The sequence below is a fragment of the Isoptericola sp. NPDC019693 genome (assembly GCF_044389085.1).
Taxonomy (GTDB): domain Bacteria; phylum Actinomycetota; class Actinomycetes; order Actinomycetales; family Cellulomonadaceae; genus Isoptericola.
The window spans coordinates 261,705-285,673 of the sequence record NZ_JBIRXP010000002.1 but is presented as its reverse complement, the minus strand read 5'-3'; the positions used below and the strand labels follow the sequence as shown (position 1 = coordinate 285,673).

The following is a 23,969-nucleotide window of genomic DNA, read 5'->3' as shown; positions in this document are numbered from 1 at the left end:
ACGCTAGGACCTGACGCCGGCGTCAGGGTCAAGGGCGGCGCGTGCACGCCGCCGGTCACACGCCGCCGGTCACACGGAGTCGGTCACACGGAGTCGAGGCGCGCCCGCAGCTCGTCGTCGAGGTCGAGCTCGGCGGCGCCGAGGATCTCCTCGAGCTGGGCGAGGCTGCCGGCCCCGACGACCGGGACCACCGGCACCGGGCCGCCCAGCAGCCAGGCGAGCACCACCTGGTTCGGCGTGGCGCCGACCTCGTCCGCGACCTCGCGCAGCACGCGCAGCCGCTCGTGCGTCGTCGGGTGGTCGAAGCCGTCCCACAGCGGCCGGTCGTCGCGCACCAGCGCCCCCTGCATGAGCGGGGAGTACGCGACGACGGCGAGCGGGCTGCCCGCCTCGGACGACGCGCGGGCGTAGTCCAGCAGCTCGTACGACGCCCAGTTGTGCCGGCCGACGTCGGGCCGCGGGTAGGGGTAGGTGAGCTGCTGCTGCACCAGGCCGTACGGCGCGACGCCCTGGCGGCGGGCCTCCTCGCGCGCCTCGACCACGCGGTGCAGGGCCACGTTGGAGATGCCGGTGATCCCGACCAGGCCCTCGGCCTGGAGCTTGCCGAACGCGCCGACCGTCTCGGCGAGCGGGGTGTCGTAGTCGTCGACGTGGCCGTAGTAGGCGTCGACGTGGTCGACGCCGAGGTGCCGGAGGCTCTCGCGCGCCTCCCACGCGATCGTCTCGGCGCCGAGGCCCTGGTAGTTCGTGGGCGGCACCTGCTGCAGCGGCAGGTTCGGGTCCTTCTTGGCGGCGCCCACCTTGGTGGCGAGGCGCACCTGGTCGCGGCTGCCCCGGGAAGCGAGCCAGCGTCCGAGGACGTCCTCGCTGTCGCGGCCGGTGCCGCCGATCCACGAGCTGTAGTTGTTGGCGGTGTCGAGGAAGGTGCCGCCGGCCTCGACGAAGCGGTCGAGGATCGCGAAGGACGTCTCCTCGTCCGTCCGGGTGCCGAACCACATGGTGCCGAGGCACAGCGTGCTGACCTCGAAGGACGTGGTGCCGTCGCCGATCGTGCGGTAGCGCATGGGTGCTCCTGTCCGGGTTTCCGGTCGTGCGGGGCGGGACGCCCGCCGACACCCACGACGCTACGAACGGATCGGCCCGGGTGTACCGTCCAATTCCATGGCACCGGCCCAGACCAATCCCGTCTTGGCGTGGGACACCGTGCTCGACCTCGGGGACGACGACGCCCCGCTGGTCGCGCGGCTCGAGCGGGCCGTCCGGGACGCCGTGCACGCCGGACGTGTCCCGGGCGGTGCCGCGCTCCCGCCGTCGCGCGCCCTCGCGGAGACGCTCGGGGTGTCACGGTGGGTCGTGACGGAGGTGTACGGCCAGCTCGTCGCCGAGGGGTTCTGCGAGGCCCGCGTCGGGTCCGGCACGCGGATCGCCGCCGGGGCGGCCGCGCACGCCACGCCGAAGCACGCGACGTCGCACCCGACGTCCGGCGCGACCCCCGCGCGCCGCGCCCACCTGGACCTCGCGCCCGGCGTCCCCGACCTGCGGCACGTCCCGCGGGCGGCCTGGCTGCGGGCGCTCCGCGACGCGCTGGCCGACACCCCCGACGCCGAGCTGGGCGCCCCCGACCCCGCGGGCCACCTCGGGGCACGCACCGCCGTCGTCGAGTACCTGGCGCGCGCCCGGTCCACGTGCGCCGGCCCCGACGACGTCCTCGTGACCCACGGGGCCACCGACGGGATGGCACGCCTGGCCCGCGCGCTGCGGTCCGCCGGCCACCGCACGCTCCTGGTGGAGGACCCGAGCTGGGGGCGGCTGCGGGACGTCGCCCGCGACGCCGGACTGGTCGCCGTGCCGGTGCCCGTGGACGGCCGCGGGGTGGACGTCGACGCGCTCGCCGCGGCGGCCGCACGGACCGGCGCCAGGGCGGCGCTGGTGGCGCCGGCGCACCAGTTCCCCACTGGCGTGGCCCTCGCGCCCGCGCGGCGCGACGCGCTCGTGTCGTGGGCGCGCGCCGTCGACGGCCTCGTGGTGGAGGACGACTACGACGCCGAGTTCCGCTACGACCGCCGCCCGGTCGCGGCGCTCCAGGGTCACGACCCCGGCCGCGTGGCCCTGCTCGGCTCGCTCAGCAAGACGGTCTCCCCCGCCTTCGGCCTGGGCTGGCTGGTGCTGCCGCCGCGCTGGCGGGAGCGGCTGGGCGCGGACGCGGGCGGTCCCGCCCCGTCGACGCTCGACCAGCTCGCGCTCGCCCGGTTCCTCACCGACGGCGGCTACGAGCGGCACCTGCGCGCCTCCCGGGGCCGGTTCCGCCACCGTCGTGCGGCGCTGCTCGACGCCCTCGGCACCGCGCTGCCCGACCTGCCCGTGAGCGGGCTCGCGGCGGGGCTGCACGTGGTGCTCGGGCTGCCCGACGGCGTGCCCGCCGCCGCGGTCGTCCGCGCGGCCGCCGCGCGCGACGTCGGCGTCGCGGACCTCCGCCGCTACCGCGTGTCGGCCGCGGCGACGGGAGCAGAGGCCCTCGTCGTCGGGTACGGCAACCTCGCCGACGCGCGGGTGGACGACGCGGTGGCGGCGCTCGCCGCAGCGGTGCGCTCCGTCAGCGCATGACCGGTGAGGGTCACCACCGCCCGCGGTGCACGACGTCCTCCAGCGGCTTGCGGCGACGGCGCGTCGGGGAGCCCTTCGCCCCGCCGTCGGCGGGGTGCCCGACGGCGACGACGCCCGTCTGCACCCACGTGTCGGGGATGCCGAAGGCCTCGCGGAAGGCCGGCATCTCGCCCGCGCCGATCCCGAAGAAGCAGGCGCCGAGCCCCTCGTCGACCGCCGTCTGCAGCATGAGCAGGGACGCCATGCCCGCGTCGACGTGCCAGTACGGCACCGGCCAGCGCGCCTCGTCGCGGTCGGTCCACCCCTTGTCCGCCTCGGCGTACCGCCCGAGGTAGGCGTCCTTCGAGCACAGCGCGACGACGAGCACCGGCGCGGTGCGCATGCCCGTGAGCCAGGCCGACATGTCGCGCTCGGAGGCGGCCGGCGTCGCCGCCGTCCAGAACCGCTCGCGGTCCTCCGGCTCGGTCAGCACGAGGAAGGACCACCCCTGCGAGAACCCCGCGCTGGGCGCGCGCACCGCGTTGCGCACCAGCCGGTCCACCGTCTCGGGCGGCACGGGCTCGTCCGTGAACCGCCGCACCATCCGCCGTCTGCGCACCACGTCCTGGAACTCCACGGGCCCATCCTGCCGCCTTGCCGAACAGGCGGTTGACACCGTTATCGCGTGCTCGGGACCGCGATAACGGTGTCAACCGCCTGTTCGGCGGGCCCGTGAAGAGGTCAGAGGACGAGCTCCGGCTGCAGCTTGGTCACGGTCCACACCCGCTGCCTGCGGGCCGCGAGCGTGGTGAGCGCCAGCGCGACGACGAGCACGCCGAGCAGCACGGTGACGTCACGCACGACGGTGGCGAGGTTGCCGCCGTACAGGAGCTGGCGCAGCCCCTCGACGGCGTACGTCATCGGCATGAACTGGTGCATCGCCTTGAGCGGCTGCGGGATCGTCTGCCACGGGAACGTGCCGCCCGCGGTGACGAGCTGCACCAGCATCAGCACCAGGCCCAGGAACTGGCCCGCCGCGCCCAGCCAGACGTTCAACGCCTGGAGGATCGCGACGAACGTGCCCGACACGAGGACGAGGAACAGCGCCGTGAACAGCCCGTACGACGGTTGGATGTCGAGCGCGAACTTCGTCACCGCGAACATCGCCGCCACCTGCACGACGCCGATCGCGGCCGGCGTCGCCCACCCGCCCAGCGCCGTGGCGAACGCCGAGCGGCCCGCCGCCAGCGCCCGCGTCGACAGCGGCCGCACCAGCAGGAACAGCACGTACGCGCCGATCCACGTGGCCAGCGACAGGAAGAACGGGGCGAGGCCCGCACCGTAGGTGCCCGCCGACGACAGGGCGTCGTTGCGCACCTCCAGCGGGTTGCCGATGGTCGACGCCGTGTCCTCGCGCGTCTGGTCGTCGAGATCGGGGACCTTGCCGAGGCCCTCGGCGAGCCCGTCGTGCAGCTCCTGCACGCCGTTCTTCAGCTCCCCCGAGCCGTCCGCGAGCTTCGCCGTGCCGGAGGCGAGCGTCGTGGCCCCGTCCGAGACCTGACCGGTGCCGTCGGCGAGCCGGTGCACGCCGTCGACCAGCGCGGGCGTGGCGGCGGCGAGCTGACCCGTGCCGTCGGCGAGGCGGTCCGCGCCGTCCGCCGCCGACGCGATGCCGGCGGTGAGCTGCGGCGTCGCGCCGGCGAGCGTGGCGGCACCGTCGGCCACCTGCCGGGAGCCGTCGGCGAGCTGGTCGAGCTTCTCGGACGCGCCCTCGACCGTCGTCACCGCCGACTGCACGTCCTTGCGCTGCGTGTCGAGGGCGCCGTCGACGTCGGCGCGCGTGGCGTCGAGGCGGTCGAGCGCCTGCGTGCGCAGGTCGGCGCACTGCGCGGCGAGGTCTGCGGCGTCGTCCGGCACCTGCGCGCAGAGGTCGGCGAGCTGCTGGTCCAGTTCCGCGCGCCCCTGGTCCAGGGCGTCGGCGGCGTCGGAGCGCGCGGCGTCGAGGGTCGGCAGCACCTGCCCCGCCGCGTCCGCGGCCTCCTGCCCGTACTGCGCCACCTGCGCGTTGCCGTCGGCGACCTGGGCCGCGCCGTCGGCGAGCTTCTGCGTCTGGGCGGGCAGGTCCGCCGTCCTGTCCTCCAGCGTGCCGAGCCCGGACGCGAGCTCGCCCGCGCCGTCGTCGAGCTGACCGACCGCCGACGCCAGCGTGCCGACCTTGCCGTCCAGGGTGGCGGCGCCGTCGGCCGCCTGCGCCGCGCCGTCGGCGAGGGTGTGCGCGCCGTCGTCCGCGTCCGCGAGGCCGTCGTCGAGCGACGTCGCCCCCTTCAGCAGCTTCTTCGCACCGTCCACCGCGTCCGCGAGGTTGGTGTGGATCGACGCGAACCCGCGCAGGAACGTGTCGGCCGCCTCCGTGCCGACCTCCTCCGCGATGGAGTCGCGCACCTTGCCCACGATCGTGTCCGAGATCGTGCGCGCGAGGTAGTTGTTCGCGTCGTTCGTGATGAGCGTGAGGCTGGCCTGCTGCGGCTCGAACTCGCCCGCCGAGGCCAGGTCGGCCGAGAACGTCGGGCCGATGACCAGCGCGGCGTCGTAGCGCCCAGAGCGCACGCCCGCCTCGGCGTCGGCCTGGCTGGTCTCGACCCAGCCGAACCCGCCGTCGTCGAGCAGCTGGTCGGCGACCTTCCGCCCGAAGTCCCGCTCCGTCGTCTCCCCGGTCTCGGCGTCGGTCGTCGTCGTGCCCTCGTCCTGCACGACGACGGCGGCCGGCACCTGCTCGAGCTGCCCGTACGGGTCGTGGTTGGCGAAGAGGTACAGCCCTGCGTACAGCGTGGGGATCAGGGCCATGGCGAGGATCGCGAGCTTGGGGAGGCGCCCGGCGGCGAGGCGCCTGAGCTCCGAGAGGGCGAGCCGGACCGCGGTCATCGGGCCTCCTCCTGCAGGTCGTCGGCCGGTGTCGCGGCCAGGCTGTCGTGGATCGGGGTGTCGTGCACCGGGGTGTGGTCCGCACCGTCGGCCGGGACGTCGGACGAGCTGTCGGCCGGGCCGTCGGACGGACTGCCCTCGGGGGGAGCGGCGTCGAGCGGGTCGAGCTCCTCCTCGGCGCGGGCCTCGGGTTCAGGTGACGGGTCCAGCTCGTCCTCGATCTCCAGCCCGTCCTCGGCCTCGGGACCCGGCTCGGGCGCGGCGGCCACGGCCACCGGTACGGGATCCTGGTCGGTCGGCCGCTCGGGCTCCGTCGCCGGGGGTCCGGACGGCACCGCGACCGGGAGGACGGCGGTCGCGCCCGTCTCCTCGACGGGCGCGCCGGGCTGCTCGCGCCGCACCACCTGCGGCGGCTCGTGCAGGGTGGCGCCGCGCGCCGGCGGCAGGTCGACGCCCAGGTCGCGCGCGGACGACCGCGTGGACTGCACGAGGACGCCGAGCCCGGACGCCGCCAGCGTGCGCGCCGTCTCCCACCAGCCGGACGGCTCGCCGCCGTGCCGGTCGGGCAGCGTCAGCACGACGAACCGCACGTCCGGGTTCTCCGTGGCCAGCGCGGCCAGCACGGCGGTCCGCACGACGCCGGGCAGCTGGTCCACCCGGCGCCCGCGCTCGTCGGTGAGCGACCGCTCCTCGAGCCACCGCGACACGTCGCGCGGCAGCGACCGCCGTCCGGCCAGGGCCAGCCCCTCCGCGACGATGTCGGCGAGGGACAGCGCGTCGTCGGGCTCGCTGATGCCGGGCACGTCGACGACGGCGGTGCGGGCGCGCAGCGCGGACGGGGGCACGACCGCGCCGTCGAGCCGCACCGTGCCGGACGACGGGACGAAGCGCCCGGTCGCGACGAGGGCGAGGGCGGTGTGCCCGTGCCCGGGCTCACCCGCGACGAGAAGGCACTCCCCCGTCGACCAGGTGAGGTCCGTGGACTCCAGCATCGGGTCGCGACGTCCCTCGACCCGCACCCCGCTCAGCGTGATCTGCACCCTGCCCCCGTCCCCCGACGTCCTGTTGACTTGCGGTCAACGACTCTACGACCGGTGTTGACTGGTGGTCAATAAAGCCGTAGAACGGTCCCCATGACCTCCGCCACGCCCCGCCCCCGCACGCGCCACGAGCCGTCGGACCGGCGTCGCCAGCTCCTCGAGGCGGCCGTCGCCGAGGCGGAGACGGCGGGCCTGGAGGCGCTGACGCCGGCGACGGCCGCCGCCCGCGCGGGGGCGTCGAAGGCGCTCGTCTTCCACTACTTCGGCTCCACCACCGCGCTGCGCCGCACGGTCGCCCTCGAGGCGGTGTCCGACCTGGAGCAGACTCTGCTGGCACCCGACGATCGTCCCCTCGCCGACCGTCCGGCGCACGCGATGTCGCAGTTCCTGGGCTCCGTCACGGCCCACCGCCGCGTCTGGGAGGACGTCTGGCGCGGTGCGCTCGCCGGCGACGACGCCACCGAGGAGGCGCTGCAGCGCGTGCGGACGGCGCTCGTGGGGCGGATGACCGCCACGGCGGGGCTGATCGGCTTCACCCCGAGCAGCCGGCTGCAGCTCCTGGCGCGCGGGTGGGTGGCGCTCGTCGAGAACGTCACCGCGGCCTGGCTCGGCGGCAGCGGCATCTCGCGCGACGAGCTGGAGCAGCTGCTCCTCGAGTCGCTCGTCGTCCTCGTGCCGGAGCTCCCCGAGCCCGCCCGCTCCGGCGTGCTCGCCCTCGTCCGCCGCCCCGCGAGGTAGTCCAGATCTCCGCGAGGTAGTCCGAAAATTGCCGAGGTAGTTCGAAAATCGGTGAGGTAGTTCACTACCTCACGAGATCTCGAACTACCTCGGCAATTCTCGGACTACCTCGCGGGTTCGGGGACTACCTCGCGGGTTCGGGGACTACCTCGCGGTGTCGAGGCGCTCGGCGATGACCTCCACGAGCGCCTTGCCCTGCGTGCCCTCCAGCTGCACGGCCTGGGTGCGGCACGAGAAGCCGTCGGCGATGTACTCCGTGCCCTCGGCCCGCTCGCGCAGCGCGGGCAGCAGCGCGTTCTCGGCCACGGCGACCGACACGTCGTAGTGCCCCTTCTGCATGCCAAAGTTGCCGGCGAGCCCGCAGCAGCCCGCCAGCACCTTGATCTCGGCGCCCGCGGCGCGCAGCAGGGCCTCGTCGGCGTCGAAGCCCATCACCGAGTGCTGGTGGCAGTGCGGCTGCACGACGGCGGTGAGGTCCGACAGGTCCGGCATCTCCCAGCCCGACCCTGCGGCCGGGGCGGTCTCGGGCGAGGTGAGCAGCTCCGCGAGCGTGCGGGTCGCGTCGGCGACCGCCTGGGCGCGCGGGTCGTCGGGGAACAGGTCCAGCAGGTCCGAGCGCAGCACCGCCGTGCACGACGGCTCCAGCCCGAGGATCGGGATGCCGTTGACGGCGTACGGGCCGAGCACGGACAACAGCTGCGACAGCCTCCGCCGCGCGCCGTCGAGCTGACCGGTCGAGATCCAGGTGAGGCCGCAGCACGCCTGCTGGTCGGGCACGACGACGTCGTACCCGGCCTCCGTGAGCACCTTCACCGCGGCCTGCGGCACGGACGGCGCGAGCGCGTCGCTGAACGAGTCCGCCCACAGCACGACCTTCGGCCGCTCCCCGGCGGGGCGGTCGTGCGGCGTCTTGCCCGCACCCAGACCGGGCACGCCGTGCGACGCCCAGCCCCGCTTCCACCAGGTGCGGAACGGGATCTCGGCGAACTGCGGCATCTGGCGGCGGGTGTCCATGCCGCCCGCCCACAGCACCGCCTTGGCAATCCACCGCACGCCGAGCACCTTGTTGACGAACCGCGGCATCCCGCCCGCGAGCCGCGCCCAGCGGGGCAGCCAGCCGAGGGCGTAGTGGTCGACGGGGCGCAGCTTCCCCTTGTAGGTACGGTGCAGCACCTCGGACTTGTACTGCGCCATGTCGACGCCCGCCGGGCAGTCGGACGAGCATGCCTTGCAGCTGAGGCACAGGTCGAGCGACTCGCGCACCTCCGGTGCCGTGAGCCCGCCCACGAGGGTGCCGTTGACGGCCTCCTGCAGCACGCGCGCCCGCCCGCGGGTCACGTCCTTCTCGTCCTTCGTCGCCTGGTAGCTGGGGCACATGAACCCGCCGGAGGCGTGGTTGTCGGCCCGGCACTTGCCGACGCCGACGCAGCGGTGCACGGCGGTCGTGAGGTCGTGGTGGTCGTGCGCGAAGGAGAAGCCGGAGTGTCCCGCCTTCTTCGCGATGCCGCGCAACGAGCCCGAGCCCACGAGCCCCCGGTCCCCCACGGGCAGGGTCGAGAGCACGGCCTTCGCCGCGGGACGGCGCAGGTCGGCGTCGACGGCCGCGGGGCGCACGACGACGCCGGGGTTGAGCAGGTCGTCCGGGTCGAAGAGCGCCTTGAACTGCTCCATGAGCCGGATCGCCTCCGGCGAGTACATCAGCGGCAGCAGCTCGGAGCGGGCGCGGCCGTCGCCGTGCTCCCCCGACAGCGAGCCGCCGTGGTACGCCACCAGCCGGGCGGCGTCGGTCATGAAGGTGCGCAGCACCGAGCCCGACGTCTCCATCGGGATGTCGATCCGCAGGTGCACGCACCCGTCGCCGAAGTGCCCGTAGGGCAGCCCGTCGACGCCGTAGCGCTCCATGAGCTGCTCGAGGTCGCGCAGGTACGCGCCCAGGCGCTCGGGCGGGACGGCGGAGTCCTCCCAGCCCGGCCACGCCTGCTCGCCCGCGGGCGTGCGGCCCGCGAGCCCCGCGCCGTCGGCGCGGATCTGCCACATCTTGGTGGCGTCCGGCCCCGCGGGCAGCACCAGCGAGGACAGGGCGGACGACGACGTCACGATCGCCTCGGCGCGCGCGCTCGCCTCGTCCTGGCTCGCGCCGCCGACCTCGATCATCAGCCAGCCCGCGCCGTCGGGCAGGGCCGGTACGGACGCCTCGCCCTTGGCCTTGCGCACGACGTCGACCAGGCGGGCGTCGAGGCCCTCGATCGCGAGCGGCTGGTGGCCGAGCAGGTGCGGGACGTCGTCGGCCGCCGCCGGCATGTCCGGGTAGCCGAGGACGACCAGCGTGGGCGCCGTCGGCACCGGCACCATGCGCAGCGTGGCGCCGAGCACGGTGACGAGCGTGCCCTCGGTGCCGACCAGCGCCTTGGCCAGGTCGGAGCCGTTCTCCGGCAGCAGGTGCTCCAGCGAGTAGCCCGAGACCTGGCGGCCGAACCGGCCGAACTGCGTGCGGATCAGCGCGAGGTTCTCGCGCACGAGCTCCGCCAGGCCCGGCACGGCGGCGAACGTCGCGTCGCCGCGGCCGGCGGTGAAGCGCCTGCCGCGCCCGTCGACGACGTCGAGCTCCACCACGTTGTCGGCCGTGCGCCCGTAGGCCACGGCGTGCGGGCCGCACGCGTTGTTGCCGATCATCCCGCCGAGCGTGGCGCGGTTCTGGGTGGACGGGTCCGGGCCGAAGCGCAGGCCGTGGGCGGCGCCCGCGCGCTGCAGGGACGACATCACGGTGCCCGGCTCGACGACCGCCGTCCCGGCCTCCGCGTCGACCGAGACCACCTGGTTCAGGTGGCGGGAGAAGTCGAGCACCACGCCCGGCCCCACGGCGTTGCCGGCCACCGAGGTGCCGGCACCTCGGGCCGTCACCGGGATCTTGAGCTCCCGCAGCACCTCGAGGCCGCGGACCACGTCGCGCGAGCTGCGCGGGAAGGCCACGACGTCGGGCACGACACGGTAGTTCGAGGCGTCGGTGGAGTACTCCGCGCGCCGCCGCGAGGAGGAGTCGACGTCGCCCGCGATCACGGTCCGCAGCGCGGAGACGACGGCCGCGCGGGCCTCGTCGGCGGCCCGCCTGGCCGCGCTCTCCGCCTCGACGCGGGTGGGCGCGAGGTCCACGTCACCGTCCGGGGTCGGGGTGGTCGGTGTCTGGGCTGGCACGCGCCGATTCTGCCATTCACCCCCGCGGGCCGCCGACGCGTCCACGCCACCGGCGCCCCGCCCACGCTCGTCCAGCAGGCGATCTGTCGCGGGAACCGGGGGTTTCCCGCGGAAGATCGCCTGCTCGAAGGGTCAGCGGTCGCGCCCGGCCCGCTCCCGCGCCGCCCGCACGGCCTCGGCCTCCGCCTTGCGCGCCTCGCGCAGCGCCTTCTCCCGCTCGCGCAGCCTCTTCTGCTCCTCGCGGAGCCCCCGCTCGGCGTCCTTGCGCCTGCCGGCGGCCTTCTTCACCTTGGGGTCGGAGGCGTACCGCTGCGCGACGGCGAGCGCCTCGGCCACGTCGACGTCCGCCGGGGCGTCGCCGGGCGTCTCCGCGGCGGACCCACCGGCGGGCTCACCGGCGGACTCACCGGCCGGCCCCCGCGCGGCGACGTACGCGGCGACGCCGTCGAGGGTGCGCTCGAGGCCCCACGCGACGTCGTGGGTGTCGTCCAGCTCGGGGACCTCGGGCACGTACGTCCCCCGTTCCACGAGCGGCCGCAGGTAGGGGAACCGCACCTCGTCGACGAGCGAGCGCAGGGTGCCGGTGATGCCGTCCGCGTCGTAGGCGCCGTCGTTCTGGTCCGCCGCACGTTGCAGGTCGCGGCCGAGCTGGGCGGAGTTCCGGGTGTACCCGTTCACGAGCAGGATCGTGGCGACCTTCTCGGTGTCGCCGAGCGGCGCCGAGCGCAGGGCCCGCAGCCCCGCGTCCGCCGCGCGCAGGTTGCTGGGCGTCATGGGAGCACCCGTGATCGGGATGTCCAGCACCCACGAGTGCCGGCGGTACATCTCCAGCGTCATGAGGGCCCACTCGCGCAGCTCGGCCCGCCAGTCGGCGGGCTCGTGGGCCGGCGGGAACTCGACGTCGAAGGCGGCCTCCTGCATGAGCAGCAGCAGGTCGTCCTTGCTGGTGACGTACCGGTACAGCGACATCGTGGTGAAGCCGAGGCTCTTGGCGACGCGCGCCATGGACACGCCGGTGAGCCCCTCGGCGTCGGCGATCTCGACGGCGGCCTCGACGATCCGCTCGATGCTCAGCTCGCGGCGGGGCACGCGCTCCGGCCGCTCGGCGACGCCCCACGCGAGCGCGAGGCGCGGCGGGAGCTCCGGCACGTCGGGCCCGGGCGGGTCGGTCTCCGGCAGGTCCTTCTCCGGCGTGTCCGTCATGGTGTCATCATCCCTGATCGCCCCCGGCTCGTGGTGAGCGGGCGTTCGGCCCTTCTCGCGGGGAGAACAGGGCCGGACGCCCGCTCACAGCAGGGTCCGGAGGGTCAGCGGGCGGTGCGACGGCGGTACAGGACGCCGCCGACGACGATGCTCGCCGCGAGGAAGCCCACCAGCCACACGCACGCCGTGACGATCGTGCCGGCGTCGGGCGCTCCGGCGAGGAGACCGCGCACCGACTCGATGATCGGGGTGAACGGCTGGTGCTCGGCGAAGCCGTGCAGCCAGTCCGGCATGGTGTCGACCGGCACGAAGCCCGAGCTGAGGTAGGGGACGAAGAGGAAGATCATGCTCACGGACATCGACGCCTCGACGCTCAGCACCAGCCCGAGCACGACGCAGAGCCAGGTGAAGGTCACCACGGCGAGCACCGCGAACCCCACGAAGCCGAGCCACTGGCCGAGGTCGGCGTCGGGCCGGAACCCGTACGCGAGCGACACCAGCATCACCACGACCACGGAGGCGAGGTTGCGCACGACGCTCGCGATGACGTGCCCCCACAGCGCCGACGAGGAGAAGATGGGCAGCGTCTTGAAGCGGTCGATCGTGCCCGTGGTCATGTCCTGGGCCACGCCCGTGGCGGCCGTGGCCGAGTTCATGCCCAGGCACATGACGAGCACGCCGGGCACGACGTAGTCGATGTACTCGCCCCCGGTGCCGCCGGAGATGGCGCCGCCGAAGACGATCACGAACGCCGACATGATGAGCACGGGCAGCGCGAACGCGGTGATGAGCCCGTCGATCGAGCGCAGGGAGCGGCGCGCCTCGCGCCGGGTCATGGTGGCGACGTCGCGCAGGGGCGCGTGGACGGACGCGGGGCGGACCGCGCCGTGCGCGGTGCGCGCGGGCGGGGCCAGGGTGGTGGTCATCGCAGGGCCTCCTCAGGGGTGGTCTGGTCGGTGGTGCCGGACGTGCTGGGGGTGGCGGCGCTGCCGGTGAGCGCCAGGAAGACGTCGTCGAGGGTCGGCTTGACCACGCTCACGCCCGCGACGGCGAGGCCGCGCGACTCGGCGCGGTCGAGGACGTCCCGGATGGCGCGGACGGGCTCGGCGCTCGGGAAGGTCAGCGCGAGCGCCCGGAGGTCCTCCTCCGCGGCGTCGAGGCCGGCGACGCCGAGCCCGCGGGCGGTGGCGAGGCTCGCGGCGTCGTCGAAGGTGACGCGCACGTGGTCCCCGGCGACGAGCGCCTTGAGCTCCTCGGCGGTGCCGCGCGCCGCGATGGCCCCCTCGGCGAGGACGGCGATCGTGTCGGCGAGGCGGTCGGCCTCCTCCAGGTACTGGGTGGTGAGGAGGATGGTGGTGCCGTCCGCGGCGAGCCCGCGCACCACCTCCCACAGCTGGGAGCGGGACGCCGGGTCGAGGCCCGTGGTGGGCTCGTCGAGCACGAGCACGTCCGGGTCGGCGACGAGGCTGATCGCCAGGTCGAGGCGCCGGCGCATGCCCCCGGAGTAGGTGGCGACCCGGCGGCGGGCGGCGTGGGTGAGGTCGAAGCGCTCCAGGAGCTCGTGGGCCCGCCGGCGCACGGCGCGCTTCGGCAGGTGCGCGAGGTCGGCCATCATGACGAGGTTCTCCTCGCCCGTCTGGAACTCGTCGACGCTCGCGTACTGGCCGGTGAGCGCGATGCTGCGCCGCACCACGGCGGGCTGCTTCACGACGTCGGCGCCGGCGATGGTCGCCGTGCCGCCGTCGGGGTGGATCAGCGTGGTGAGGATGTTGACGGTGGTGGTCTTGCCCGCGCCGTTCGGCCCGAGCAGCGCGAAGATCTCGCCGCGCCGGACGGTGAGGTCGACGCCGCGCAGCACGGCGGTGCGTCCGTAGGACTTGCGCAGCCCCCGTACCGCGATCATCGGGTCGTTCATGGCCGTTCCCCTCGGTCGTCTGTGTATGGCATACACGAGCGTACGGCATACACACCGTGTTGGCTATACACCTGGTGTGCGCACTACACGCCCGGGCTCCCCGCGCGGCCCGCGACGCACCCGGCTACGGTCGGACCGTGCGCGTCGTCGTCGTGGGAGCCAGCGGAAACGTCGGGACGGCCGTGCTCGGCGCACTGGCCCGCGAACCGGCCGTCACCTCGGTCGTCGGGGTCGCCCGCCGGGTGCCCCGGGCCGACGGCAGCAGCACCGTCGCCTTCCCGCACAGCGCCGCCGAGTGGGTCCGCGTCGACCTCACCGACACCGCGGACGCCGTCGTGCGCGGCCTCGACCGGGCCTTCCTCGGGGCGGACGCCGTCATCCACCTCGCCTGGGCGCCGCCGTCGGCCCGCAACTCCGGCCAGGCCCGACGCCTCAACCTCGACGGCTCACGAGCCGTCGCCGACGCTGTGGTGCGCGGCGGCGTGCCCCACCTCGTGCTCGGCTCGACCTCGGGCGTCTACTCCCCCGGCCCCGCGGGCGGCGGCCTCGTGCGCGAGGACTGGCCGCGGCGCGGTGTGCGGACGTCGTCGTACTCCGTACAGAAGACCGCCGTCGAGCGGATGCTCGACGAGATCGCCGAGCGCCACCCCCGGCTGGTCGTCACGCGGGTGCGGCCCGCCCTCATGCTGCAGCGGGAGGCGGGCGCGGAGCTCGGACGCTACTTCCTCGGGCCGCTCGGCACCCGCGCGCTGCGGCTCGCCGCCAAGCGCGCCCCCGAGGGGGCGCTCCTGCCGGTCGTGCCCGCGCTGCCCGGGCTCCGCCTGCAGGTGATGCACGTCGACGACGCCGCCGACGCCTACCGCGCCGTCGTCGTCGGCCGCCACCCCGGGGCATTCAACCTCGCCCCCGAGGGATGGCTGACGTCGGCGGACCTCGCGGACACGCTCTCCGGGGGCCGCAGCGTCGAGGTCTCGCCCGACCTCGCGCGGACCGGCCTGTCGGTCGCCTCCCGACTGCGCCTGACGCCGATCGACGTGGGCTGGTTCGACATGGCCCGCGCCGACGTCGTCCTCGACGCGACGCGCGCCCGCGAGCTGCTGCGCTGGGCCCCCGCCCACGACCCGCGCGACGTGCTGCGCGAGACCGTCGAGGGCGTCATCGCCGGCACCGGCGCCGGCTCACCGCCCCTGCTGAGCTGACACCTCCGCCCGGCCGTCGGGCAGCGGCCCGCAGCCGGTGCCGCCGGCACGCTCGCCGCACGCGAGCGCCGGGTCGATCGTCCGCACGACGACGTCGGCGGCGGCGCCGAGCGCCTCGAGCTGGCCGTCGCTCAGCGCGTCCACCACCAGGCGCCGCACCTCCCGGACGTGCCCCGGGGCGGCGGCGGCAAGCTTGTCCCACCCCGCGTCGGTGAGGCGCGCCTCCATCCGCCGGCGACCTTCCGAGCAGGCGCTGCGCTCCACCAGGCCGGAGCGCTCGAGGCGCCCGACGGCGTGCGACAGGCGGGAGAGCGAGCCGCGGGACAGCGCCGCCAGGTCGGACATGCCGAGGGTGCGGCCGGGAGCCTCCCCGAGGGCGACGAGCACGTGGTACTCGAAGAGGTTGAGGCCGGCGTCGGTACGCAGCTGCGCGTCCAGGGTGGCCGGCAGGGTCATGAGCATCGCGGCCACGGACGACCAGCTGCGCTGCTGGTCGTCGGTGAGCCACGCCGGTGCGTCGGTCTGTGCGGACGGCATACCTCATCGTAGGCGGCTTGAACGATCAAGTTCGCGACGGTACGTTCGTGTTGAACGTTCAAGACGACCGTCGCCCGTGCCCGGCGGCGCCGCCCCCCACACCGGAGGATCACCACCCCATGACGCTTCTTCGCCTCGACGCCAGCATCCAGGGCGACCTGTCCGCCAGCTCCGCCCTCGCGGACACGGTCGTGGCCGAGCTCACGGCCGTCCGGCCCGACACGACCGTCGTGACGCGGCACCTGGGTCAGGCCCCGCTGCCCGCCGACGCGTGGGCGCTCGCGACCTCGGCGGGCTTCGTCGCGGACGCGGAGCGCACCGCCGAGCAGCGCGCCGCCCTCGACCTCGCCGTCGCGCTGGCCGACGAGATCCGCGCCGCCGACGCTCTGGTGCTCGCCCTGCCCCTGTACAACTACGGGGTGTCGCAGCACGCGAAGGCGTGGATCGACCTCGTCACCGTCGGTTTCGGCACCGGGGTGCCGGCGCTCGAGGGCAAGCCCACCGTGCTCGTCACGACGCGCGGCGGCGCCTTCGGCGAGGGCACGCCGCGCGAGGGCTGGGACCACAACACCGCCTACCTGCGCCGCATCCTCGCCGACCTCTGGCTGGCCGACCTCACCGTCGTCGAGCGCGAGTTCACCCTGGTCGGCGTCAACCCCGCGCTCGACCAGTTCGCCGACCTGGCCGCCGTCATGGCCAAGCAGGCCGAGGAGGACGCCGTCGCGGCCGGGCGGGCGCTCGCCGCGCGCTGACCGCCCACCCGAACATGCAACGTGCGTGCTGACTTGTTCCTCAAACCCGAGGTTTGAGGAACAAGTCGGCACGCACGTTGCCGCCTGAGGGTCAGCCCTCGAAGGTGACGTCCAGCGTGATCTCGCCGACGCCCGCGAGCGCCTTCGAGACCGGGCAGCCGGCCTTCGCGGCCTCGGCGGCGGCGCGGTACGCGTCCGCGTCGATGCCCTCGGCCGAGCCGACGACGGTGAGCTTGATGGTCGAGATCTCGAAGCCACCGCCGGCGGCCGGGCGCAGCGTGACGTCGGCGGTCACGTCCGTCTTGCCCGGCGTGCCGCCCGCGTTCGCGACCTCGAGCGAGAACGCCATCGCGAAGCAGGACGAGTGCGCCGCCGCGATGAGCTCCTCCGGGCTGGTGACGCCCTCGGCCTCGTCGGCGGCGCGGCGCGGGAACGAGACGTCGAACGCCGCGGCGCCCGAGCTGGCGAGCTCGACCCGGCCGGAGCCCTGCTGGATGTCGCCGTTCCAGGCGGTGCGTGCGGTACGGGTGGGCATGGGAGTTCTCCTTCGTGCTCCGGGACAGGTCACGACGACCGTAACCCGCACCCGCACCTCGCGTCAGGGACCGCCCGCGTGGTGGCCGTCACGTCCACGCCCGACGTCAGCCGTAGCCCTCACGCGGCCCCGGGGTCGTGCGGTCGAGCACCGCGGCGAGGTCAGCGGCCGACCGGCCGGCCATGGCGTCCTCGAACGAGTGCTGGAGGTCGTCCGCCGGCACCCGCAGCGGCTCGGCGCGCACCGAGCCCTCGAGCTCGCCGACGCCGATCGTGCCCTCGTCGTAGGGCAGCAGGGCGTCCGAGCCGAGCCAGGTCCAGTGCGCCGGCGACGGCGTGGTCGGGTCCTCGACCGCGGGGCTCCGGACGAGCGCGACCACGTAGGTGTGCCCCACCTCGACGCGCGGCGTGTCCTCGATCGCGACGCGCGTGCGCACGTCGTCCCGGGCGATCGTCCGGGGCGCCGGCAGGACGAACGTCTCGGCCGGGGCCGCGTGCCGCGGGTCGGCGGACGACCACACCAGCTCGTCCACCCGCAGCGTCACGTCGCGGCCGAACGACCGCATGCCCGGCGGGTCCCCCTCCTCCACCGGGAGCAGGGTCTCCACCTCGTCGACGGCGCTCGCGACCACCACGTGGTCGGCCCAGGTCACCCAGTCCCGGGCGGTCCGGCTCGGGAACGTCTCCTCCGCCATCGCGACCACCACCTCCCCGGGTGCGGCGACGTCGTGCGGCGAGGCGCAGGCGGCGAGCACCGCCACCGCCAGGGCGCCGGCGACGGCACCGCCCCGCACGCCCGAGCGCCTCATCGGGGCGCCGAGAAATCCATCGCGTCGTCCGCGACGGCGACGACGGACCACGCGTTGCCGTCGGCGTCGGACAGCTCGTACGCGGGCACGAGGACGACGGAGCCGTCGCCCTGCGTCTGTTGCGCCAGGCCGAGCCGGGCACCGGTGATCTCGACGTCGGAGACCGGCCAGTCGATCGGGTCGCCGGCCGCGGGCGGCGCAGGGGCCTTCGTCGGCTCGTCCGCCTCGGGCTCGGACGCGGCCCACATCCCCTCGTCGTCGGCGTACACGACCGGCCAGGCGGACCCGGAGAACCGTGGGTCCTCGAGCCGTTCCACCGCCTCGGCCGGGCTGATCACGGGGTACTCGCCGAGGTCGACCGTGCTGGCGAGGAAGCCGTCGAGCCAGGCGATGCCCTCGTCGTCCACGGTCGCGCTCCACTGCGCGCCCGTGCGGCTGCCGCCGACCACCTGAAAGGCGGTCACCCAGCGGCTCGGGTCGCCCTTCGTCTTCTCGGCCACCTCGATGTCGAAGGTGTCCGGGTCGACGCCGAGGCTCCGCATGGCGTCGGCCAGCATCCGCCGCGCCTCGCGGTCGCCGACCGTCGAGGTGCCCGGGTCCTCGCAGACGGCCTCCTCCCCGCTGCCCTCCTGGACGGCGCGTCCCTCGGCGTCCGTGCAGCGCCACGGGTCGTGGTTCGGGTCGCTGTAGCTGAACGAGGCGCTGCCGTCGGCAGACAACCAGACGTGCGGGCCGCTGCCGTCCTGGGGGCCCACGGACCAGCCGTACTCCCAGCGTGCCTTCCCCTCGACGCCGAGCGCCCGTGCGAGACGACCGGCCCCGTCGCGCGTCACGGCGCCCGTGGCGTCGAGGGCGTACGCCGACGCCGCGCCTCCCTCGGTGGACAGCCCCGCCGCGTGGAACGACGCCCGGCCGGAGGTGAACCAGCTCGGCAGGGCGGACAGGCTCGCCGACGACCCGGCGGCATCGCCCGCCCTCGCGCTGTCCTCCGCGGCGCCCAACGCCGCTCCGCCGGCGGCGTCGTCGCCGGCCGCCCCGCCCCGAACCCCGCTGTTCAGGACGACCGGGGCGTCGGCGGCGCCCGTGGTGCCCTCCGACGCCGCCCCGCCCAGCGCGTACCCGCCCCCTCCCACGACCGCGAGGGCCGCAACGCTCGCGGCGAGGAGCCACGGCCGGCGACGCCGGCGGGCCGCGAGGTCGTCGCCGGCGTCCTCCTCGACACCGACCTCGTCGACCGCGGGTCTCTCCCCCGCCGCCGGGAGGCCGTCCCCGGCCAGCCTTGCGTCGACCCGCGCCCGAAGCCCCGCACCGATGGCGTCGACCCCTGCGGCCGGGTCCGCCGCCCGGAGGCGGGCGAACGCCTCGTCGTCACGCTCGGCACGCGGCGCGCCCGGGCTGGCGGGCTCCCCCTCCGGCGCGGCGTCGTGCCCTTCGTCCCGGCCCTCGTCCCGGCTCATGCTGCCCTCCCGGCCCCGCGGCCCGCCGGCCCGGCGGGCGTCTCGCACCCCGTCTGTGTCCTCACCGTGCGCCCGCTTGCGCCGCGGCGTCGTCCTCGCCCGCGCTCGCCCCGCCTCCGGTCACGTCGCCGTGCCTCGTCTCGGAGTCCCACGCGGCGCGCAGCCGCGCCCGGGCGCGGGACAGCGCGGCATCGGCTCCCCCGCGGGAGATGCCGAGCACCTGCGCCAGCGCGTCGCCGCCGAGGCCGTCCCACGCGACGAGGAGGAGCACCTGCCGATCGCGTGACGAGAGCCGGCCGAGGACGGTGCACACGCGGTCGTCGTCGACGGCGACCGCCGCCGGGTCGACGTCGTCGGGCACCTCCGGCACCACGGCGACCGGTGTCGGACGGGCCTTGCGCCGGTGGTTGGCCAGGACGAAGCCGGCCGTCCGGTAGAGCCACGGCAGCTCGGCGCCGCGCGGCACGTCCGCCCGACGGCGCCACGCCGTGGCCAGGACGTCCGCGGCCAGGTCCTCCGCCTCCGCCCCGCCCGCGGGCAGGCGCCGCACGAGATAGCGGTGCACGGCCCCTGCGTGCTGGGCGAACAGCTCGTCGAACCACGCCGCGTCGTCGCCGTCGTCGCCGTCGGCACGCGCCGTCTCGTCCGGGTCCACCGGGCCTCCTGCGGTCCTGGGCGCGCGAGGGCGCGCGCCACCCCTCGACGCGACTGTGTCGCCGCGCCCCGTCCTCTTGCACCCGTGCGCGCCGACATCACCCGCACATTCATCCCTCCGACCTGCCCGGACGGACCTACCGTGCGGGCATGACCGTCGACACGGGCGCCGCGCCCGCCCGCACCACCCCCGTGGCGGCGCCCCGCCGTCGACGCCGGTGGCGGTGGGTGCTGCTCGGCACGCTCGCGGCCCTGGTCGTGGTCGCCGTCTGCGCGGTGCTGCTGGTCCGCGACGCGCTCGTCGCGCGCGGCGCCCTCACACGGGCCGCCGCCCAGGTGCCCGCGGTGACGGAGGAGCTGCGCGCGGGCGCCCGGTCCGACGGCGTGACCTCCGCGACGCTCGCGTCCTCCCCCGCGCTGGCCGAGCTGCGCCACCAGACGACGGTGGCCCGCGACGCCACCGACGGCCCGCTGTGGTGGCTCGCCGCCCGCGCGCCGGTGATCGGCCCGTCGGCGGGAGCGGCCGCCGACGTCGCCGTCGTCCTGGACGACGTCACCGACGAGGTGCTGCCCGCCCTCGCGGACCTGGCCGACGCCGTCGCCGCCACGGGCCGCACCCCGGACGGCGGGCTCGACCTCGCACCGCTGCGCTCGGCCGCCCCGGGGATGGCGTCGGCGCAGGCGGCCGTGGACGCGTCCCGCGCCCGCCTCGACGCCCTCGACCCGGACGCCCTGCTGCCCCAGCTCTCCGGACCGGTCGCGATGCTGCGGGACAGGGTCGACGAGATCGCCGGCGCCGTCGCGACCGGCGACCGTGCGGCCGCGCTCGGCCCCGCGATGCTCGGTGCGGACGGGCCGCGCACCTACCTCGTGCTCGGCATGAGCAGCGCGGAGCTGCGCCAGGGCGGCGGGATCCCGGGCGCGCTGCTCCTGCTGCGCGTCGACGCGGGGCGGGTCGAGGTGGTGCGTCAGGTCGCGTCCTCCCAGGTCGGGCCGTTCCGCTCGCCCGTGCTCCCGCTGACGGCCGACGACGACGCCGCGTACACGGGGCGGCTCGGCATGTTCGTGCAGGACGTGACGGGCACGCCCGACTTCCCGACCTCCGCAACGCTGGCCGCCGAGATGTGGGCCCGTGCGCAGGGCGAGCAGGTCGACGGCGTCCTGGCCACCGACCCGGTCGCGCTCTCCCAGCTCCTCGCCGCGACGGGCCCCGTCCAGGTGCCCGTCTCCCCGCCGGTGGCCGCCGCCCTGGGCCGCGACACCGTCGAGCTGACCGCCGAGAACGCCGTCGACGTCCTGCTGCGCCGCGCCTACGACGTGCTGGACCCCGAGACCGCGGACCGGTTCTTCGCCGAGGCCGCCGCCGCGGTCCTCGGCCGGGCGACGTCCCAGGACGTCCCCCCGGCCGCGCTGCTCGCCGGGCTCCAGCGCGCCGCCGGCGAGCACCGGGTGCGCGTCTGGTCGGCCGACCCCGCCGAGGAGGCCCGGCTGGAGGGCACGCTGATCGCCGGCTCGTGGGCCACCGCCCCGCGGGCCGCGGACGCCGTCGGCGTGTTCCTCGCGGACCACGTGGCCGGGAAGATGTCGGCCTACCTCGCCTCGTCGCTGCAGGTCGTGGGCAGCGAGTGCACCCCGGGAGGCCGGGTGGACACGCTCGAGCTGACCCTCGCGTCCACGGCGCCCGCCGACGCCGCCACGTCGCTGCCCTGGTACGTCGCCGGGCTGCCCGGTCGGGCGCACCCGCCGGGCACGCTCAGCCTCGGCGTGACGGTCTCGGGGCCCCGGGACGCCGCGGCGCCCCGCGTCGAACGGGACGGGTCCGCCGTGGGCGGTGACGCCCGCAGCACGCACGAACGGCCCACCCAGACGGTCACGGTGGTGCTGGCCCCGGGCGAGAGCACCACGCTGCGGCTCGTGGTCCCCGCCGCCGCGACCCCCGCCGCGGACAGCACTCCGGCCGGACGGCTCGAGCTCTGGTCGACGCCCACGACGACGGCCGGCGGCCTGCTCGACGCCGAGGTGCCGTCCTGCGGGTGAAGATGCCCCGCGGCCTGCGCTTTCACCCGGGTGAGACGGGCCCCCGGGACGGCACGCGCGGCTAGCGTGAGGCCCCCAGGCAGCACCCAGGACGCACGGCGAGCACCGCCCCCCGAGGAGTCGAGATGGCCCACGCACGCACCGCCGCCGGCATCACCGTCGGCCTGCTCCTGAGCGGCGCCGTCGCGCTCGCGGCCGCCGTTCCCGCGGCCGCCGACACGGACCCGACCGGCAGCCCGAGCCCGAGCAGCAGCCCGAGCGGCACCGAGTACCCGCCGCCGGAGGTCCCCACGCTCACCGCGCAGATCTTCCAGCCCGAGTGCGACGGCGACGTGCCCTACCTCCGCTACGCGGTCACCGCCACGGGCACCGAGAACGACACCGTGACCATCACGTGGCTCAACCCGTCCGGCGACGACGTCGTGCAGGCGGGCCTGCCCATGAGCGGCCGGGTGCTGTGGCCGGGGGCCGCGGTCGACGCGTCGGGCACCCCGACCGACTGGCCCGGCTGGCGCCTCGAGGACGGCGTCTGGGTGGAGGGCGACGAGTTCGACTGGGTGCGCCCGTCCGTCGACGTGAAGCTCCAGGTGAACCCCGAGCTCACCCTCACCGCGGCCTACCCGCCGTCCTCCCCGAGCTGCGCGACGAACCCGCCCGGCACCGTACCGCCCGAGGAGCCCGGCGAGCCGGACCCCGGCACCACCGAGCCAGCCGCCGTGCCCGCGGACGGCGCACCGCCCGCGGCCGCGCCGCCGGCGTCGGGCTTCCTGCCGCAGACCGGGGCCGGCGTCGCGGGGCTCGCCGTCGCGGCCGCCGCGCTCGTGGCCGCCGGCGGCCTCGCCGTCGGGGCGGCTCGCAGGCGTCGCGCCGACGGCTGACCCGGTCGCCGCCCGGCTCTCGACCGGCCGGCGGTGCCGCGCGAACGCGCGGCGGCGGCCCGTCAGGTCTCGACGAGGAGGGTGACGGGGCCGTCGTTCACCAGCGCGACCTCCATGTCGGCCCCGAACCTGCCGGTCGCGACCTCGAGCCCTCGGGCCCTCAGGTCGGCGACCACCGCCTCCACGAGCGGCTCGGCCACCGGTCCCGGCGCGGCCGCGCTCCAGGTCGGCCGGCGGCCCTTGCGCGCGTCCCCGTAGAGGGTGAACTGGCTGACCACCAGCACCGGGGCCCCGGCGTCGGTGACCGACCGCTCGTCGCGCAGGATCCGCAGCTCGGCGATCTTGCGGGCCACGGTCGCGACCTCGGCCGGGCCGTCGTCGTGCGTCACCCCGACGAGCGCGAGCACGCCGGGCCGGTCGATCGCGCCCACGACCTCGCCGTCCACGCTCACGCTGGCCCGCGTGACGCGCTGCAGCACGGCCCTCATGCGACGTCCGCCGCGAAGGCCGCCCGCACCGCTCCGACCGGGGCGCCGCCGCCGAGCACCGGCGTGACGCCCACGGCGTCGAGCGCCGCGCCGTCCGCCCCCGCGACGCCGGCCGCCCCCGCGGCGCGCATCGCGGCGGCGAGGATCGCGGGGCGCGGCCGGTCGCCGCCGTCGAGGATCTTGAACGCCACCGCCGAGCCGTCGGGCAGGCCTGCGGCGCACACGCCGTCGGCGCCGATCTTGGCGATCGCCCCGGGCACGGCGGCCATGACGAGGGTGTCCTCGCGTCCGCGCCCCGCCACCATCTCGGGGTGGCCGGCCATCGCCCGCGCCACGCGGCCGCCGTCGTCGGTGCCGGCGGCACCGGCCGCCGCGAGCCGCCCGAACGCACGGGCCAGGCCGAGCACGGTGGTGGAGACCAGCGGGGCGCCGCAGCCGTCCACGGTGACGTGCGGGTCCGCGTCGCCCGTGACCTCGACGACGACGGCGCGCACCGCGCGCTGCAGCGGGTGGTCGACGTCGAGGTAGGTCGCGGTGTCCCAGCCGGCCGCGACGCAGGTCGCGAGCATCGCGGCGTGCTTGCCCGAGCAGTTCTGCGCGACCCGCTCCGGCCCGTGTCCCGCCCCCTGCCACGCGAGCGCCTCGGCGCGGCCGAGCGGCAGGTCGGGCGTGTTGCGCAGCGCGGACTCGTCGAGCCCGGCGCCCGCGAGGATCTCGCGCACGCCGGCGAGGTGCTCCGGGGCGCCGCTGTGGCTGGCCGCCGCCAGCGCGAGCAGCCGGCCGGGCAGGTCGAGACCGGAGCGCAGCATGGCCAGCGCCTGCAGCGGCTTGACCGACGAGCGGGGCCAGATCGTCGTCGTCGGGTCCCCCAGGGCGAGGCGCACGGCGCCGTCCGGCCCGAGCACGACGAGGTGCCCCAGGTGCACCGACTCGACGAGGTCGCCGCGCACCACCTCGGCCAGCGGGACCGCTCCCCGGGCCACGGGCGCGGCGGGCGCCTGCGAGGGCTCCGCGGTCAGCTCGCCCGCCAC

At 75.9% G+C, this 23,969-nt stretch carries 21 protein-coding genes; 6 read left to right on the top strand and 15 right to left on the bottom strand.

What is annotated here, in order from left to right; translation table 11 throughout:
• Window positions 1-83: 83 nt before the first annotated feature.
• Entirely contained in the window at window positions 84-1,064 is a 981-nt protein-coding gene (locus ACH436_RS06730) for an aldo/keto reductase (protein WP_430559424.1), read from the bottom strand.
• A gap of 97 nt (window positions 1,065-1,161) precedes the next feature.
• Between ACH436_RS06730 and ACH436_RS06725 the strand changes: the two genes are divergently transcribed.
• Window positions 1,162-2,604, top strand: a complete 1,443-nt coding sequence (locus ACH436_RS06725) for a PLP-dependent aminotransferase family protein (RefSeq protein ID WP_430559423.1) — start codon at window positions 1,162-1,164, stop codon at window positions 2,602-2,604.
• Between the two features lie 10 nt (window positions 2,605-2,614).
• Here the strand turns inward: ACH436_RS06725 and ACH436_RS06720 are convergent, their stop codons facing one another.
• The 3 genes from ACH436_RS06720 to ACH436_RS06710 form a co-directional block, all read right to left on the bottom strand.
• Window positions 2,615-3,220 carry a nitroreductase family protein gene (locus ACH436_RS06720; protein WP_430559422.1) on the bottom strand — a complete coding sequence of 202 codons (606 nt, stop codon included), beginning with the start codon at window positions 3,218-3,220 and terminating at the stop codon, window positions 2,615-2,617.
• 104 nt (window positions 3,221-3,324) lie between these two features.
• Window positions 3,325-5,505, bottom strand: a complete 2,181-nt coding sequence (locus ACH436_RS06715) for a YhgE/Pip family protein (RefSeq protein WP_430559421.1) — start codon at window positions 5,503-5,505, stop codon at window positions 3,325-3,327.
• Window positions 5,502-6,545 carry a hypothetical protein gene (locus tag ACH436_RS06710; protein WP_430559420.1) on the bottom strand — a complete coding sequence of 348 codons (1,044 nt, stop codon included), beginning with the start codon at window positions 6,543-6,545 and terminating at the stop codon, window positions 5,502-5,504. Before ACH436_RS06710 ends, ACH436_RS06715 begins: the two co-directional genes overlap by 4 nt.
• Window positions 6,546-6,638: 93 nt before the next feature.
• Between ACH436_RS06710 and ACH436_RS06705 the strand changes: the two genes are divergently transcribed.
• Window positions 6,639-7,283, top strand: coding sequence for a TetR family transcriptional regulator (locus tag ACH436_RS06705; protein ID WP_430559419.1), 645 nt, complete (start codon window positions 6,639-6,641; stop codon window positions 7,281-7,283).
• A 144-nt stretch (window positions 7,284-7,427) separates the two neighbouring features.
• Here ACH436_RS06705 and ACH436_RS06700 read toward each other — a convergent pair whose 3' ends face one another.
• The 4 genes from ACH436_RS06700 to ACH436_RS06685 form a co-directional block, all read right to left on the bottom strand.
• Window positions 7,428-10,475: an FAD-binding and (Fe-S)-binding domain-containing protein gene (locus ACH436_RS06700; RefSeq protein WP_430559418.1), complete on the bottom strand. Its 3,048-nt coding sequence runs from the start codon at window positions 10,473-10,475 to the stop codon at window positions 7,428-7,430.
• Between the two features lie 132 nt (window positions 10,476-10,607).
• Window positions 10,608-11,678: a TetR/AcrR family transcriptional regulator gene (locus ACH436_RS06695; RefSeq protein WP_430559417.1), complete on the bottom strand. Its 1,071-nt coding sequence runs from the start codon at window positions 11,676-11,678 to the stop codon at window positions 10,608-10,610.
• Window positions 11,679-11,782: 104 nt separating this feature from the next.
• The gene (locus ACH436_RS06690) at window positions 11,783-12,604 is read right to left on the bottom strand and encodes an ABC transporter permease (RefSeq protein WP_430559416.1); all 822 of its coding nucleotides are present in this window, start codon (window positions 12,602-12,604) and stop codon (window positions 11,783-11,785) included.
• The gene (locus ACH436_RS06685; RefSeq protein ID WP_430559415.1) at window positions 12,601-13,593 is read right to left on the bottom strand and encodes an ATP-binding cassette domain-containing protein; all 993 of its coding nucleotides are present in this window, start codon (window positions 13,591-13,593) and stop codon (window positions 12,601-12,603) included. The genes ACH436_RS06690 and ACH436_RS06685 overlap by 4 nt, the downstream gene beginning before the upstream one ends.
• A 137-nt stretch (window positions 13,594-13,730) precedes the next feature.
• Here ACH436_RS06685 and ACH436_RS06680 point away from each other — a divergent pair, with 137 nt between their 5' ends.
• Window positions 13,731-14,792, top strand: a complete 1,062-nt coding sequence (locus tag ACH436_RS06680; protein WP_430559414.1) for an NAD-dependent epimerase/dehydratase family protein — start codon at window positions 13,731-13,733, stop codon at window positions 14,790-14,792.
• Here ACH436_RS06680 and ACH436_RS06675 read toward each other — a convergent pair.
• Window positions 14,772-15,329 carry a MarR family winged helix-turn-helix transcriptional regulator gene (locus ACH436_RS06675; RefSeq protein ID WP_430559413.1) on the bottom strand — a complete coding sequence of 186 codons (558 nt, stop codon included), beginning with the start codon at window positions 15,327-15,329 and terminating at the stop codon, window positions 14,772-14,774. The two genes, ACH436_RS06680 and ACH436_RS06675, sit on opposite strands and share 21 nt — an antisense overlap.
• A gap of 119 nt (window positions 15,330-15,448) precedes the next feature.
• On the opposite strand from ACH436_RS06675, the gene ACH436_RS06670 reads away from it, so the two are divergent.
• Window positions 15,449-16,081 (top strand): FMN-dependent NADH-azoreductase, encoded by a 633-nt coding sequence (locus tag ACH436_RS06670; RefSeq protein WP_430559412.1) that lies wholly within the window; start codon window positions 15,449-15,451, stop codon window positions 16,079-16,081.
• Window positions 16,082-16,172: 91 nt separating this feature from the next.
• On the opposite strand, the gene ACH436_RS06665 is transcribed toward ACH436_RS06670, so the two are convergent.
• The 4 genes from ACH436_RS06665 to ACH436_RS06650 all read right to left on the bottom strand — a co-directional run bounded on the left by ACH436_RS06665 (window position 16,173) and on the right by ACH436_RS06650 (window position 19,536).
• A complete protein-coding gene (locus tag ACH436_RS06665; RefSeq protein ID WP_430559411.1) occupies window positions 16,173-16,616 on the bottom strand; it encodes an OsmC family peroxiredoxin in 444 nt (147 codons plus the stop codon).
• Between the two features lie 106 nt (window positions 16,617-16,722).
• On the bottom strand, window positions 16,723-17,424 hold the full coding sequence (locus ACH436_RS06660) for a hypothetical protein (RefSeq protein WP_430559410.1): 702 nt from the start codon (window positions 17,422-17,424) through the stop codon (window positions 16,723-16,725).
• Window positions 17,421-18,881: a hypothetical protein gene (locus ACH436_RS06655; protein WP_430559409.1), complete on the bottom strand. Its 1,461-nt coding sequence runs from the start codon at window positions 18,879-18,881 to the stop codon at window positions 17,421-17,423. Before ACH436_RS06655 ends, ACH436_RS06660 begins: the two co-directional genes overlap by 4 nt.
• Window positions 18,882-18,942: 61 nt before the next feature.
• Window positions 18,943-19,536, bottom strand: coding sequence for a sigma-70 family RNA polymerase sigma factor (locus tag ACH436_RS06650; protein ID WP_430559408.1), 594 nt, complete (start codon window positions 19,534-19,536; stop codon window positions 18,943-18,945).
• Window positions 19,537-19,685: 149 nt separating this feature from the next.
• Between ACH436_RS06650 and ACH436_RS06645 the strand changes: the two genes are divergently transcribed.
• Both ACH436_RS06645 and ACH436_RS06640 read left to right on the top strand, forming a co-directional pair.
• Window positions 19,686-21,572, top strand: a complete 1,887-nt coding sequence (locus tag ACH436_RS06645; protein ID WP_430559407.1) for a DUF4012 domain-containing protein — start codon at window positions 19,686-19,688, stop codon at window positions 21,570-21,572.
• A 125-nt stretch (window positions 21,573-21,697) separates the two neighbouring features.
• A complete protein-coding gene (locus ACH436_RS06640) occupies window positions 21,698-22,450 on the top strand; it encodes an LPXTG cell wall anchor domain-containing protein (protein WP_430559406.1) in 753 nt (250 codons plus the stop codon).
• A gap of 62 nt (window positions 22,451-22,512) precedes the next feature.
• On the opposite strand, the gene dtd is transcribed toward ACH436_RS06640, so the two are convergent.
• The gene (gene dtd / locus ACH436_RS06635) at window positions 22,513-22,938 is read right to left on the bottom strand and encodes a D-aminoacyl-tRNA deacylase (protein ID WP_430559405.1); all 426 of its coding nucleotides are present in this window, start codon (window positions 22,936-22,938) and stop codon (window positions 22,513-22,515) included.
• Entirely contained in the window at window positions 22,935-23,969 is a 1,035-nt protein-coding gene (locus ACH436_RS06630; RefSeq protein WP_430559404.1) for an asparaginase, read from the bottom strand. The genes dtd and ACH436_RS06630 overlap by 4 nt, the downstream gene beginning before the upstream one ends.

Bases quoted from the DNA above. Each gene is read 5' to 3' on its own strand.
- ACH436_RS06660 (WP_430559410.1), bottom strand. From the start codon at position 17,424: ATGAGGCGCTCGGGCGTGCGGGGCGGTGCCGTCGCCGGCGCCCTGGCG.
- ACH436_RS06690 (WP_430559416.1), bottom strand. From the start codon at position 12,604: ATGACCACCACCCTGGCCCCGCCCGCGCGCACCGCGCACGGCGCGGTC.
- ACH436_RS06675 (WP_430559413.1), bottom strand. From the start codon at position 15,329: ATGCCGTCCGCACAGACCGACGCACCGGCGTGGCTCACCGACGACCAG.
- ACH436_RS06655 (WP_430559409.1), bottom strand. From the start codon at position 18,881: ATGAGCCGGGACGAGGGCCGGGACGAAGGGCACGACGCCGCGCCGGAG.
- dtd (WP_430559405.1), bottom strand. From the start codon at position 22,938: ATGAGGGCCGTGCTGCAGCGCGTCACGCGGGCCAGCGTGAGCGTGGAC.
- ACH436_RS06670 (WP_430559412.1), top strand. From the start codon at position 15,449: ATGACGCTTCTTCGCCTCGACGCCAGCATCCAGGGCGACCTGTCCGCC.
- ACH436_RS06685 (WP_430559415.1), bottom strand. From the start codon at position 13,593: ATGAACGACCCGATGATCGCGGTACGGGGGCTGCGCAAGTCCTACGGA.
- ACH436_RS06725 (WP_430559423.1), top strand. From the start codon at position 1,162: ATGGCACCGGCCCAGACCAATCCCGTCTTGGCGTGGGACACCGTGCTC.
- ACH436_RS06705 (WP_430559419.1), top strand. From the start codon at position 6,639: ATGACCTCCGCCACGCCCCGCCCCCGCACGCGCCACGAGCCGTCGGAC.
- ACH436_RS06715 (WP_430559421.1), bottom strand. From the start codon at position 5,505: ATGACCGCGGTCCGGCTCGCCCTCTCGGAGCTCAGGCGCCTCGCCGCC.
- ACH436_RS06640 (WP_430559406.1), top strand. From the start codon at position 21,698: ATGGCCCACGCACGCACCGCCGCCGGCATCACCGTCGGCCTGCTCCTG.
- ACH436_RS06645 (WP_430559407.1), top strand. From the start codon at position 19,686: ATGACCGTCGACACGGGCGCCGCGCCCGCCCGCACCACCCCCGTGGCG.
- ACH436_RS06665 (WP_430559411.1), bottom strand. From the start codon at position 16,616: ATGCCCACCCGTACCGCACGCACCGCCTGGAACGGCGACATCCAGCAG.
- ACH436_RS06730 (WP_430559424.1), bottom strand. From the start codon at position 1,064: ATGCGCTACCGCACGATCGGCGACGGCACCACGTCCTTCGAGGTCAGC.
- ACH436_RS06695 (WP_430559417.1), bottom strand. From the start codon at position 11,678: ATGACGGACACGCCGGAGAAGGACCTGCCGGAGACCGACCCGCCCGGG.